At 41.3% G+C, this 12,580-nt stretch carries 13 protein-coding genes; 7 read left to right on the forward strand and 6 right to left on the reverse strand.

Annotation, left to right across the window (positions count from 1 at the left end):
- Window positions 1–103 precede the first annotated feature (103 nt).
- A complete protein-coding gene (locus tag FHW88_RS22950; protein ID WP_090528741.1) occupies window positions 104–481 on the forward strand; it encodes a hypothetical protein in 378 nt (125 codons plus the stop codon).
- Window positions 482–551: 70 nt separating this feature from the next.
- Here FHW88_RS22950 and FHW88_RS22955 read toward each other — a convergent pair whose 3' ends face one another.
- The 4 genes from FHW88_RS22955 to FHW88_RS22970 form a co-directional block, all read right to left on the reverse strand.
- Entirely contained in the window at window positions 552–1,364 is an 813-nt protein-coding gene (locus FHW88_RS22955; protein WP_090528737.1) for an enoyl-ACP reductase, read from the reverse strand.
- A 123-nt stretch (window positions 1,365–1,487) separates the two neighbouring features.
- Window positions 1,488–3,176: a DNA repair protein RecN gene (gene recN, locus FHW88_RS22960; protein ID WP_176628034.1), complete on the reverse strand. Its 1,689-nt coding sequence runs from the start codon at window positions 3,174–3,176 to the stop codon at window positions 1,488–1,490.
- Between the two features lie 173 nt (window positions 3,177–3,349).
- Window positions 3,350–5,350, reverse strand: coding sequence for a M56 family metallopeptidase (locus FHW88_RS22965; protein ID WP_176628035.1), 2,001 nt, complete (start codon window positions 5,348–5,350; stop codon window positions 3,350–3,352).
- Between the two features lie 4 nt (window positions 5,351–5,354).
- Window positions 5,355–5,732 carry a BlaI/MecI/CopY family transcriptional regulator gene (locus FHW88_RS22970; RefSeq protein ID WP_091165901.1) on the reverse strand — a complete coding sequence of 126 codons (378 nt, stop codon included), beginning with the start codon at window positions 5,730–5,732 and terminating at the stop codon, window positions 5,355–5,357.
- Between the two features lie 285 nt (window positions 5,733–6,017).
- Here FHW88_RS22970 and murB point away from each other — a divergent pair, with 285 nt between their 5' ends.
- Together murB and FHW88_RS22980 are read left to right on the forward strand one after the other, a co-directional pair.
- Window positions 6,018–7,055, forward strand: coding sequence for a UDP-N-acetylmuramate dehydrogenase (gene murB / locus FHW88_RS22975; protein ID WP_317171381.1), 1,038 nt, complete (start codon window positions 6,018–6,020; stop codon window positions 7,053–7,055).
- A 263-nt stretch (window positions 7,056–7,318) separates the two neighbouring features.
- A complete protein-coding gene (locus FHW88_RS22980; RefSeq protein WP_090528721.1) occupies window positions 7,319–7,855 on the forward strand; it encodes an RNA polymerase sigma factor in 537 nt (178 codons plus the stop codon).
- Window positions 7,856–7,941: 86 nt separating this feature from the next.
- Here FHW88_RS22980 and FHW88_RS22985 read toward each other — a convergent pair whose 3' ends face one another.
- Window positions 7,942–8,547: a helix-turn-helix domain-containing protein gene (locus FHW88_RS22985; RefSeq protein ID WP_176628037.1), complete on the reverse strand. Its 606-nt coding sequence runs from the start codon at window positions 8,545–8,547 to the stop codon at window positions 7,942–7,944.
- Between the two features lie 93 nt (window positions 8,548–8,640).
- On the reverse strand, window positions 8,641–10,116 hold the full coding sequence (locus tag FHW88_RS22990; protein ID WP_176628038.1) for a phytoene desaturase family protein: 1,476 nt from the start codon (window positions 10,114–10,116) through the stop codon (window positions 8,641–8,643).
- A gap of 81 nt (window positions 10,117–10,197) precedes the next feature.
- Here FHW88_RS22990 and FHW88_RS22995 point away from each other — a divergent pair, with 81 nt between their 5' ends.
- From FHW88_RS22995 to FHW88_RS23010, 4 genes are read left to right on the forward strand one after another with little or no spacing between them, the layout of a single operon-like run.
- Window positions 10,198–11,049, forward strand: coding sequence for a phytoene/squalene synthase family protein (locus FHW88_RS22995; protein ID WP_255485407.1), 852 nt, complete (start codon window positions 10,198–10,200; stop codon window positions 11,047–11,049).
- On the forward strand, window positions 11,049–11,594 hold the full coding sequence (locus tag FHW88_RS23000) for a hypothetical protein (protein ID WP_090528709.1): 546 nt from the start codon (window positions 11,049–11,051) through the stop codon (window positions 11,592–11,594). Before FHW88_RS22995 ends, FHW88_RS23000 begins: the two co-directional genes overlap by 1 nt.
- Window positions 11,591–12,271 carry a lycopene cyclase domain-containing protein gene (locus FHW88_RS23005; RefSeq protein WP_176628039.1) on the forward strand — a complete coding sequence of 227 codons (681 nt, stop codon included), beginning with the start codon at window positions 11,591–11,593 and terminating at the stop codon, window positions 12,269–12,271. Before FHW88_RS23000 ends, FHW88_RS23005 begins: the two co-directional genes overlap by 4 nt.
- Window positions 12,268–12,540 (forward strand): cytochrome b5 domain-containing protein, encoded by a 273-nt coding sequence (locus FHW88_RS23010; RefSeq protein ID WP_176628040.1) that lies wholly within the window; start codon window positions 12,268–12,270, stop codon window positions 12,538–12,540. Before FHW88_RS23005 ends, FHW88_RS23010 begins: the two co-directional genes overlap by 4 nt.
- Window positions 12,541–12,580: the final 40 nt, after the last annotated feature.

Consider the following 12,580-nt stretch of genomic DNA (forward strand, 5'->3'; position numbering starts at 1 on the left):
AAAAATCTTCAGAAACGATGATCCGAAATAAAATAATTTAAAAAACGTTTAAACCTTTGAACAATTTTTTGTTCAAACAGTTATATAACTAACGCAATACTTTATGAAAAAAATCTTGACTTTAATTTGCTGCACTATAGTACTTGCTGCAACATCGTGTAAAAAGGAATATGTAACTACCAGCCCGAGCGCTACCACTATTTTTGATACCCTACCAGCTTTTGTTGCTAATAGTGATGTTGGTGGATATACATCAACTTTAAATGTTCCTGAAATTACAGATTATTATGATAAGCATGGCGCTGTTTTGGTATATCTGGATAACAATGGGACGTATGAGCAATTGCCTAATGTGTATGGAGGTGTAACATTTAGAGCTGAGTACGGCAATGGTGTGTTATACATAGATGCTCAAAATGCTGATGGTACAGTGCCGGCTAAACCAGATCCCCGAAAAGTGAAAATAGTATTGGTGCCGTAATCCAATCTAACTCAAAACAAAAAGGAGCCTTGCAAACGCAACGCTCCTTTTTGTTTAAGAACATTTGAAATTATTTCCCCATCTGGTCAATAACCGCCTGGGTTACGCCAGTGTAAGAAAAACCACCGTCATGGAAAAGGTTTTGCATGGTAACCATTTTGGTTAAATCGCTAAACATAGTAACGCAGTAATCAGCGCACTGATCAGCATCAGCATTACCCAGCGGGCTCATTTTTTCGGCAAACTCAATAAAGCCGTCGAAGCCTTTTACGCCCGAACCTGCGGTTGTACGGGTTGGCGACTGAGAGATGGTATTAACACGTACTTTTTTAGCCATGCCGTACTCATAACCAAAGTTACGGGCAATGCTTTCTAATACTGCTTTGTTATCGGCCATGTCATTGTAGCCAGGGAAATAACGCTGAGCGGCGATATAGCTTAAAGCCAATACCGATCCCCATTCATTAATGGCATCATGTTTCATGGCAGCCTGCAAAATGCGGTGAAGGCTTAATGCAGATATATCAAACCCTTTATGGGTAAAATCGTAATTGTTTTCAAAGTAAGGGATGTTTTTGCGTACGTTAACGCTCATGCCTATTGAGTGCAGGATGAAGTCAACCTTGCCGCCAAAATGCTCCATGGTTTTGGTGAACAGGTTATTGATATCATCGCCATTGGTAACATCGGCACCAATAACCGGCGCGTTACATTCTTCGGCCAGTTTATTGAGTTCGCCCATGCGTAAAGCAATAGGGGCGTTTGATAATACAATTTCAGCACCTTCCTGTACGGCACGCTGTGCTACCTTCCAGGCTATTGATTGCTCATTTAGTGCACCGAAAATGATGCCTTTTTTACCTTTTAATAAATTATAAGCCATTTGTTAAGTTTTTATAATTAGGGCAAAGTTATAATTTTATTTCAGTTGCCGGTGCGCAGTTTGCAGTTGCTGATTGGCAGTTTAAAATAAGGGTAGTTATTGCCTGCTGCAAACTCAAAACGGCTAACTGAAAAGCAACTCCCTCGCATTCTGTAAAGCGCTCTCGCCTGGTTTATCCCCGCTTAGCATTTTGGCAATTTCCAATACCCGTTCATCATTACTCAGCTGTTTAATGCGGGTAAAAGTAGCCGCCTCGCTGTCATCCTTATAAACAAAATAATGGCTTTGGCCCTTGCTGGCAATTTGCGGCAAATGGGTAATGGTAATTACCTGCAGGTTTTGGGCTAAGCGCTCCATGATCTGCCCAACCTTGTTGGCAACTTCGCCCGATACGCCTGTATCTATCTCATCAAAAATAATGGTAGGCAAGGCTGTATATTGCGCTACGATAGATTTAATGCTCAGCATCAGTCTCGAAAGCTCGCCACCAGATGCCACCTTGCTCATCTCAGCCAAAGCATGTCCCTTATTAGCCGAAAACAAAAATTTAATGTTGTCGATCCCCGTAGCAGTAAGTAAGGGAGCTTGCTCAGTAGCTCCCCCTTTAGGGGGCGGGGGGGGCGTTTGCTCAATGCTTAACATCGAGTTTCCCATCCCCATCTCGGCCAGTGTTGCCAATATCTGTTTCTCAATATCCGGGATAGCTTTTTTGCGGTTGACTGATAACTGTGTCGCCAGCTTTTCAAGTTCGGCTTTATCGGCGGCAATTTGTTTTTGCAGTTTTTCGATAGCTTCGTCACCAAAAAGGGCTTGCTGCACTTTGTCTGATAATTCTTCCTGAATCTGCAATAGCTCGGCGATGGTATTTACCCGATGCTTTTTTTGCAGATTGTAGATCATGCTTAACCGGTAGTTCACCTCTTCGGCACGGGCTTCATCAATAAGAGTATGCTGTTCAATGGCATCAATTTCAGCAGCAATATCTTTCAATTCTATGATAGTGCTATTGATGCGCTGGTGCAATTCAGCCACAGCTGGGTTGTATTTTTCTATAGAACCCAAAGCCTGTCCGGCTTCTTTTAGCTGAGTCAACGCTGCGGCTTCGCCATCCTGTAAAAGATAGTTTGCGCCTAAAAGGTTGCGTTTAATTTCTTCGGCATTGTTGAGGGTGTTTAGTTCCAGTTCTAAATGTTCCTGCTCATCAGCAACTAAAGCGCCTTTTTCCAGTTCATCAAACTGAAACTGGAAATAATCAAGATCGGCTTTGGCTTTATCATTTTCGGCTATGAGCTGGTTCAGCTTGCTTAACGACTTTTTATATGCTTTGAATTTGGTTTGATAATCAAATAGCAAATCTGAATGACGTGCGATGGAGTCAACCACTAACAGTTGAAAATCCGGATCATTGATCTCCAGCGTAGCATGCTGGGAATGGATGTCGATCAGCTTTTCGCCCAGTTGCTTCAATGCTGTGAGGTTAACCGGCGTATCGTTTACAAAAGCACGGGATTTACCATCGGCAGAAATTTCACGGCGTAATACCGTTTCGGTTTCATAATCCAGATCGTTATCCTCAAAAAAATCGGCTAAATGAAAGCCACTGATTTTGAAAGTGCCCTCAATAACGCATTTTTTTTGCTGGTTAAAAAAGTACTTGCTTTCGGCCCGTTGTCCTAAAATAAGTGAAAGGGCACCCAATATGATCGATTTACCTGCACCGGTTTCGCCGGTTAATATGTTCAGGCCGTTATCAAAACCTATTTCCAGGTTATCGATAAGCGCGTAATTATTAATGGTTAGCTTTTGAAGCATAAAAAAAGTGTCCTCATTTTATTGAGGACACTAAATTACAAATTAAGGTTCTTTAAAAAAGATTTTTAATGCTAATTGCTAATTTATTTAGTCTTGATCGACTAAGTCAAAAGTCTTAAGCCCAAAGTTCAAAGTCGAAGCTGGACTTGAGACTTAAGACCTCTGACTTAACATCAGTTTGTAGCGGTATCAGATTTTATATCTTCCTTATCGTCGGTATCAAACTTATAATCAAAGTCTTTATCCATTTTATCGCGGTAAAGCTTCATTTTTTGTTTAAACGCCGGGCTTTTCATATAGTCCCGCAGTTTTTTGCTGGCCTCTTTAAGCCGTTGTTGTGCCGCTCTAATTTCAGGGCTATCCTGGAAGCCGCGCATTTGCCGGCCAATGTCCCTCATATCCTCCTGTAGTTTTTTCATGTCGGGATTGTTGTAGGCCATCCTGATGCTATCGCCCATGGCCTGCATGCGGTTTCTTTTAGCAATGAACTCCGGCGAATCATAGCGGCTGCGGATTTTTTGGCCCAGGTTTTTCAACTGCTCTGTTTGCGCCTTCACATCAGCCGGGATCTTGCTTTGCAGTTCGTCCTGGTATTTTTTGTAGTTAGGGTCTCTATCGTCGTTATAACCACGATACCCACGATCATGCGGGATGCCATATTTTTTCTCCAGCTCTTCGTTCATTTTTTTAAACTCAGGACTGCTGTAATAAGCACCAATCTTGCGGCCTATCTCACCCATCTGTTCACTGGTTTTTTTAGATTCGGATGTTTCGCCATATTCCTTTTGAAAATCTTCGCCCATTTTTTGCATTTCCAGCTTCATTTTTTCCATACCTTCAGTGTTATAATAGGCCTGCAGGGCTTTACTTTTAGCTTCAAGCATTTCCTGTTGCTTTTTGAAATCATTGCTGTTGTAGTATTTACCAATCAGCTCGCCTTGTTTGTTTACTTCAGCGCTGAGTTTTTCAAGCTCAGTATCGTTAAAACCGTCGTAGTTAAAAGAATCATGGCGTTGTTTGGCTTTAACTATTTCGGCCTGGGTTTTCTTTTTATAGGTTACAGGCTTTTTAGTTTTAGGAGCCACCTTGCGTATGGTATCTTCCACAAATAGAGCATGTAAGGCGACAGGCGCAGCAACTTTTTTAACTGTGAGCTTGCCATCTGTTATGGTGGGGTTTAGCCAGGCAATGCTGCTAACGCCGGCAGCCATTATGGCAATGGCCACAAGCAGGTGGCGGATATTGCCTATAGGTTTCTTTGTTTTCATAATGCGTTCAATTCTGTTTAATAAATGATATTTTTTGCCATTAGCAGCCAGGGCCAGTTGTAAATGCTGCTGCCTGGTTTGCTCAAGCTTCAAAAGCGCGTGTGCATAGATCAAGGGTTGCTGTGTTGTTTGCACAACAAGGTCATCGCAGCTGTTTTCGCGCTCCTGGTTAATGATTCGATTAATTAATTGGGCAAAGGGATTAAAGAATAACAGTATGGAAATAAATTGCTGCATCAGGTTCAGCAGGTAATCGTTACGTTTAATGTGCGATAGCTCGTGCAGTAAAATGGCTTCAACCTCGGTAGCCGATAAGTATGTAGTAAGGGTTATCGGCAACAAAATAATGGGGCTTAAAAAGCCTATCATACAAGGGGCATCAACCATACGGCTAAAGTTTACCCACACATTTTTAGTAATGCCCAGCTTTTGGCAAAGCTCATCGGCAAAGTCCTGCAGCCTGTCGGCGGGTACCATGGTACGTTTTATCAGGCTGATCCTTTGCCAGCTTAAGCTAACTTTAAGCAGGTTAAATACCAAACCAGCAAAGTAAAGGGCTGATATATAAGGCAGATAGCCTTTTATAACGTATTCGTAATAATTGTTTTGCGGTTTGAATGCTACTTCATGCAGCGGAAGGTAGAAACGTGGTAATAAAGATGGTGCATTGGCGGATGTATAATTGATCCACTCGTGCAGCCTGAACTGATGGATAAACGTATATATAAACCAGGCGCTTATGGCAAGGATGGCGCCCATGGCCAAATTGTGCTTTTTAATGGCCGATAACTGCGGCCTGCAAATAAACACTAACCTTAAGGCAAACCATACTAACAAACCCTGCCATAACGATTGCAGAATAGTTACGCCCAACACCTGACTTATATTATAGAATAAATTTTCCATCACTTTATTTTTTATCCTGATCAAATTGATTCAAAAAATTTTTAATAGCGTCAATCTCGTCTTTTGATGCGCGGTGCTGGCCAAGCGCCTGGATCACCAAATCGGAAGTGGAGCCTTTAAATACAGTAGACAAGATTTTATCCAAAGCGTTGCTTTGCGCCTGCTCCATTGTGAATAAAGCTTTGTAAACATGTGTTTTTGAAGTGGTGTCGCGCTCAACCATTCCTTTATCATGCATGATCTGCATCAATTTTAAAGTAGTGGTGTAGCCGGCATCCTTGTTTTTAGCAAGCTCTTCATGAACCTCACGTACGGTGCACTGGCCCTTTTTCCAGATTACCTGTAAAATTTCAAGTTCGCTTTCTGTTGGTTTAATTTCCATCTGTCTCTCTATTACGAATTTCTTCGTACAAATATCTACGATAGATTTCGTATTTGCAAATGGTTTTGAAATTATTTAACAAATTTTAACGGTTGGGTGGGTAGCGAGTAGTTGATTGGGAAAGAGGTTTGTCTGTTCAGACAAAATCCGAAATCGAACATCCGAAACGGCGTAGCCCTCTTGAACACCGTTGAAAGAACAATTAAATTGTGAAAAATCCAAAATCAAACAATCGCCATCTTTTAACTATTTTTGCGCTGGAAACTCCGAAATCGAACATCCGAAATCCGACATCAAATACCCATGCTGCAAATACAGGAAAACGTATCCCTCAAAAATTTTAACACTTTCGGTATTGATACCAGCGCCCGTTATTTTGTAGAGATAGCCCATGAAACCGAACTAACAGAATTGTTTGCCGACCCGCAGTGGCAGCAAACAGAGCGACTAATACTCGGTGGCGGCAGCAATATGCTTATGGTTGATGATTTTGACGGACTGGTTGTGCGCATGAACATCCGCGGTATTGAGCACCGGATTAGTCATGATGATGTTTATATAGAAGCGGGTGGTGGCGAGGTATGGAATGACCTGGTTAATTATTGCGTTGCACATGAATATGCTGGTGTCGAAAATCTGAGCCTGATCCCGGGTTCGGTAGGGGCATCGCCTATACAAAATATTGGCGCCTATGGCGTTGAGCTTAAAGATGTATTTCACAGTTGCCGCGCTTTTGAAATAGCGACAGGAACATTCAGAACTTTCAGCAAAGAGGATTGTAAATTTGGTTACCGCGAAAGCATTTTTAAAGCTGAACTGAAAGAACAGTATATTATAGTATCGGTAAAGTTCCACTTATCGCTGGTGGCAAGCATTAACACCAGGTATGGGGCCATTGAGCAAGAATTACAAAACAGGGGTATCTCAAACCCTACTATTAAAGATGTATCGCAGGTGGTGGCGCATATCCGGGTATCCAAACTCCCCGATCCGTCAACTATAGGAAACGCGGGCAGCTTCTTTAAAAATCCGGTGATCAGTGCCGAAGAATTTGCTGTGGTGCAAGCTAAATTTCCTGATGTGGTAAACTATCCTGCTGCTGATGGCGGCGTAAAACTGGCTGCCGGATGGCTTATAGAACAATGTGGATGGAAAGGAAAAACCGTGGGGCACACAGGAACATGGAAGAACCAGGCCCTGGTTTTGGTGAACCACGGAGGCGCTACGGGGCAGGAAGTGTATAACTTTTCGTCGCAAATCATAGACAGTGTGTACACTAAATTTGGCGTTACACTACAACGAGAGGTTAATATTATTAGTTAAATAACTTTATTTAAAGTGAATTTTCATTTTTAATAAAATTTCTTCTGAATAACATTCCTGTTACAAATGTTCCCTAAATAAGTTTGATTCTCTGATGTAAAAATCCATAACGTTCTGTTTTTCAGTATTGTATTTGTTTTTAATGTGTGAAAAGTACACAATGGGTAAGTTTCAATACCGATGTTTAAATGTGGACTTTTTACTACACACTTTGGCTTAATGGCATCATGCTTGTCTAATTGTTAACACAAAACTTTAACAAAATGACAAAGATTGAGTTTAACACCCTTGTACTACGTCAGGCGACTTCTTTAAGATCATACGCTTTACATTTCACGCACGACGCAGACGATGCTAACGACCTTGTCCAGGATACAATGTTGAAGGCCATAACTTACTACAACAAGTTTAAGGAAGGCACCAATTTAAAAGGATGGTTATATACCATCATGAAAAACACATTCATCAACAACTATCGCCGTTTTGTTAAAATGAGCACTTTCGTTACCAAGAGTGATGAAATATCGTCGCCCAACCTGGTATTCAGTTCAACTAAAAACCAGGGCGAAGCCAAATTTGTTATGGATGATATTAAAAAAGCTTTAGACAGGCTGCCCGAAGATTATTATGTACCCTTCACTATGTATTTTGAAGGCCATAAATACCATGAAATTGCCGATCACCTGGATATCCCGATCGGTACGGTAAAAACCCGCATACACGTAGCACGCAAGCTGCTCAAGAAAAACCTTAAGGCATATGATAACGGCATCGCCAAACCCGTTTACGCAGAGAATTAATGTTCAATTAAACTCCATCATATATATAGGAAACCCGCCCATGAGGCGGGTTTCTTGTTTTAGCTCGGGTTATTAACGGGTTTGTGTTATCTTAAAAAAGGTACAGCTGGCTGATAAAATATTTGCCGGGTGTTATATACAAGTACGCTGTTGAAAACAATATAAATAAAGTTTATAGCATAAAACAACGGAAAACCTAAAAGTAAAAGTTCGCCGGCGCCCAAATTTAGTATAGATGGAATATGAAAAAAATCGTTATTAATAAGGATGATTGTCGTTACTGCGATAAACAAGCACCACGAAATTTGAAAGTTGATAAGCCGCTTGCAAGGTTTATCGATATCGTTTAATGTTTTTCTGTTAGACAACCACAGGGCAAGTGGCAATGCTATTCCTAATAATGGGAATATGATAAAACTTAAGGCTGATAAATTGAATTGCAACAAGAAGTTTCGGTTATCATTACTCAAGATCTCCGTTGGCTCGGCATTTATTTCTGTTAAATCTTCGGGCGTAATATTTAGCGCGGCTGCCAGTCTTTTAAGTGTATCGCCCCTTGCGTCTGTTTCATCGTTTTCTATTCGTTGTACGGTTCTTAAACTTAGTTGGGCTTGTTCAGCCAATTCTTCCTGGCTTAATCCTTTACGGTTGCGCAATTCTTTAATCTTTTTTCCGGGGTTATAGGTTTTCATATTGATATATTTTGCTGAACAAAAGTATAACAGCCTAAAGATATTAACTGCCGACTTGTTTACGTCATGTTTACGACATCGCTGTTAAAGCTACTACGCCAACTTCTTCATTGCTTCCTTCGCTACCACCTGCCCCGAGATAATTGCCGGTGGTACACCAGGCCCGGGTACAGTGAGCTGGCCGGTATACAACAGGTTGTTGATATGTTTTGCCCGCATGGCGGGTTTAAAAAAAGCAGTTTGGGGAAGTGTATTTGCCAACCCATAAGCATTGCCTTTAAATGAATGATAATCTACTTTGAAATCATTAAGCGCATAGCTTCGTTTCGCCACAATCGAACTCCTGATATCGTGCCCGGTAATCTGAGCAAACCTTTCCATCATCAGGTTAAAATATTTTTCGCGGATGGTTTCGTTATCATTTAAGCCCGGCGCTATCGGCATCAGGAAAAACAGGTTCTCGCCGCCTTCCGGGGCAACCTTGTTATCCGTTTTTGAACTGCAGCAAACATAAAACAGCGGATTGGTAGGCCATTGGGGCACAGCATAGATCTCTTTGGCATGTAATTCAAAATCTTCGTCAAAAAATAGATTATGATGCTGTATGCCCGGCACTTTTTTGTTGGTGCCGATATAGAACAATAAACTCGATGGCGACATTGTCCGGTTATCCCAGTATTTAGGAGTATAGTTACGATGGGGTTTCTCGATTAAATGCTGGTCAACATATTCATAATCTGCCCCTGCAATTACCATATCGGCAGTGAACACGCGATTATTGGTTTGGATTTTATTAACCTGTTTATTTTCTATGTTGATTTTTGTAACCTCTGTATTGAGCCTGATCTCAACTCCCAGTTCGGTAGCCAGGCTTACCATAGCTTTTACTATTTCGTTCATACCGCCCATGGGATACCAGGTGCCCAGGGCAAGGTCGGCATAGTTCATCATGCTATACATGGCCGGGGTATTTTGTGGGGTGGCTCCTAAAAATAACACGGGGAATTCCAGTAGTTTAATTAGTTTGGGGTTTTTAAAATATTTGCTTACATGGCTGCTCATACTGGTAAGCAGCTGCATGCTGAAGCTTTTTTTGATCAGGTTAAAGTCGATAAATTCGGTGATGGAATGGGAGGGGCGGAAAACGTACTCACCCATGCCTACTTTATATTTATATGCCGCCTGGTTTAAGAAATCCTGTAATGCTTTACTACTGCCAGGTTCGGTTTGTTCAAACAGGGCTTCAAGCTCAATCATGTCTGCGGGGACATCAAATATTTCATTTTTGCTGTAATAAATACGGTAGCCGGGATCCAATCTTTTTAACTGGTAATAATCGGAAGTTTTTTTGCCGAACAGTGCAAAAAAGTTTTCAAATACGTCGGGCATCCAGTACCAGCTTGGCCCCATATCAAACCTGAAACCATCCTGCTCCCAAACCCGGGCACGGCCGCCGGGCTGGTCGTTTTTTTCCAATATGGTAACTTTATAGCCTTCTTTAGCCAAAACACAGGCCGCCGATAAACCAGCAAAGCCCGAACCAATAACAATAATATGCTTGCTGCTCATGTTTAATGTGAAGCCCAAGATAAGCAAAATGTTTTAGGCCTATAAAAAACAATACCGCTTTGAATTTGTACTTTTGAAAAAATGACCACGCGAGTGCCGATGATGAGCCTGTACGATGAAACTTGTTTTGAATGCAGTAAACTGATAACTAAAAAATATAGCACTTCCTTTAGTCTCGGCATTAAAACTTTCGATAAAAGTTTTCGTTATCCCATTTATGCTATCTACGGCTTTGTACGTTACGCCGATGAAATTGTAGATACCTTTCATGGGTATAACCAGCAGCAACTGATCAGCAGGTTTGAGGAAGAGACTTTCAAGGCTATCAGAGAAAGGATCAGCACTAATCCCGTAATTCATTCTTTTCAACAGGTAGTTAACCGGTTTAAGATCGATCATGAATTGATCAGGGCTTTTCTGAGATCAATGGAAATGGACCTGGATAACAAAGCCTATGATAAGGGCAGCTACCAAACTTATATTTATGGTTCGGCAGAAGTTATCGGCATGATGTGCCTGCGTGTTTTTACCAATGATGATGGTCTTTACCAGGCTCTTGTACCCAAGGCCCGAAGCCTGGGGGCCGCTTTCCAAAAGATCAATTTTTTGCGGGATGTTAAGGCAGATTATACAGAACGCGGGCGTACATACTTTCCGGGGATTGATTTCAATAATTTTACCGAGCATGATAAGCTTGCCATTGAGGCGGAAATTAAACACGATTTTGACGAAGCATTTGAGGGAATAAAATGCCTGCCCGCTGGTACGAGGCTTGGGGTTTATATTGCCTATATTTACTACCTGCAGTTGTTTAAAAAAATAAGTTACACGCCTGCCAACGTAATACTGCAAAAACGCATCAGGGTTTCTGATGCGCGTAAAATGAGTTTGTACATCAAAGCTGTTCTGCAGCAAAAGTTAAATGTTATTTAATGTTAAGGAAGATCTTTTTTGTAGCCAGTATATTGGCAGTTGTATTCAAGTTGCAAACCGCTAATGCCGAAGAGCCTAATCTGAAAGTATTGCGTAAGCAAATGCTTATTGCTATTGATAAAAGCAAAACCACCGATTCGTTGTATAATAATCTTAATAGTATCAAAGAAAAGAGTGGTATAGTGAATGGTTTCATAGGCGGCCTGCTTGCCTTAAAAGCCAAGCATGCCTGGAACCCATATTTGAAATTGAAATATCTTAACAGATCAGAAAAGGTATTTAAGCAGGCATTAATTGACGATCCGCATAATATCGAGATCAGGTTCATGCGCTTTTCTGTTGAACACAACGTGCCTTCCATTTTAGGTTTTAATAAAGACCTCGCGGCGGATACCGACGATATCATAGCCCAACTGGGTAAAAAGAATTATGGCTCGGCCGATAAGGAATTGACCATTCAGATTATCAAATTCCTTCTTCATTCAAAAAGATGTACTCCTGCCCAAAGCCAGGCGCTCAATAAACACTTAACCGAACTTACGTGAGATACACCTATTTACTGATCAACCTGCTAACGGTATTTTTTCCCGTTGTGCTTTCGTTTGATAAAAGGGTGCGGTTTTACAAAAGCTGGAAATTTATATGGCCCGGCATGGCCGTTACTGGTTTGTTTTTTTTGTTTTGGGATGTGCTTTTTACCGTCAGGGGTGTTTGGTCGTTCAATTCGGCATACATCATTGGCGTTAAGTTTTTTGGTTTGCCTTTAGAGGAAATACTATTCTTTTTAACGGTACCGTTTGCCTGTATATTTATTTACGCCTGCCTTAATCACTATGTTAAATGGCTGATGCCTTTCAGGCTTACCGGTATTATAAGCAGTATGGTAATATTGCTGAGCATCCTGATGCTGATATTTTATCACGACCGGCTTTATACCGCAGTTACGTTTGGCTTATTGCTATTGCTTGTGGTGTTGATTCAATACGTTTTTAAGGCCGATTGGGTTAATCGTTATTACCTGGCTTATATTGTAGCACTTTTACCATTTTATATAGTAAACGGCATATTAACCTCTGTCCCAATAGTGTTGTACAACAATGCTGAAAACCTGGGAAAGCGGGTTGGCACTATCCCATTTGAGGATCATTTTTACCTGATGGCTTTACTGCTCATGAACATCGGGTTCTTTGAATATTTTAAACAACAGAAGTTAAGCCGATGAGTGAGTTGCCAATATACACCAAATCACAACTGGCCTTACGCAACGGTCAGGATAAGCCCCGGATCTGGGTTGCCTATAAAGGTGATATTTATGATGTAACTGAAAGCCGGCTGTGGCGAAACGGGAAACATTATGAGCACTGGGCCGGACAGGATTTGACAGATGAACTTGCCGACGCACCACATACCGAAACCGTATTTGAGAGATTTGTAAAGGTAGGTCGCCTCATCACCCCCAGCCTCTCCATTGGGGAAGAAGACAAGGACTGATATGCTTTTTAAACAAAATGTTCTAAACCATTTTTGAATA

The sequence above is a fragment of the Mucilaginibacter sp. SG538B genome (genome assembly GCF_013376065.1).
GTDB classification, from domain to species: Bacteria; Bacteroidota; Bacteroidia; order Sphingobacteriales; family Sphingobacteriaceae; genus Mucilaginibacter; species Mucilaginibacter rubeus.

Excerpts from the sequence above, each read along its gene's own strand:
- FHW88_RS22950 (WP_090528741.1), top strand. The coding sequence starts at position 104 with ATGAAAAAAATCTTGACTTTAATTTGCTGCACTATAGTACTTGCTGCA.
- FHW88_RS22955 (WP_090528737.1), bottom strand. The coding sequence starts at position 1,364 with ATGGCTTATAATTTATTAAAAGGTAAAAAAGGCATCATTTTCGGTGCA.
- recN (WP_176628034.1), bottom strand. The coding sequence starts at position 3,176 with ATGCTTCAAAAGCTAACCATTAATAATTACGCGCTTATCGATAACCTG.
- FHW88_RS22965 (WP_176628035.1), bottom strand. The coding sequence starts at position 5,350 with ATGGAAAATTTATTCTATAATATAAGTCAGGTGTTGGGCGTAACTATT.
- FHW88_RS22970 (WP_091165901.1), bottom strand. The coding sequence starts at position 5,732 with ATGGAAATTAAACCAACAGAAAGCGAACTTGAAATTTTACAGGTAATC.
- FHW88_RS22980 (WP_090528721.1), top strand. The coding sequence starts at position 7,319 with ATGACAAAGATTGAGTTTAACACCCTTGTACTACGTCAGGCGACTTCT.
- FHW88_RS22985 (WP_176628037.1), bottom strand. The coding sequence starts at position 8,547 with ATGAAAACCTATAACCCCGGAAAAAAGATTAAAGAATTGCGCAACCGT.
- FHW88_RS22990 (WP_176628038.1), bottom strand. The coding sequence starts at position 10,116 with ATGAGCAGCAAGCATATTATTGTTATTGGTTCGGGCTTTGCTGGTTTA.
- FHW88_RS22995 (WP_255485407.1), top strand. The coding sequence starts at position 10,198 with ATGACCACGCGAGTGCCGATGATGAGCCTGTACGATGAAACTTGTTTT.
- FHW88_RS23000 (WP_090528709.1), top strand. The coding sequence starts at position 11,049 with ATGTTAAGGAAGATCTTTTTTGTAGCCAGTATATTGGCAGTTGTATTC.
- FHW88_RS23010 (WP_176628040.1), top strand. The coding sequence starts at position 12,268 with ATGAGTGAGTTGCCAATATACACCAAATCACAACTGGCCTTACGCAAC.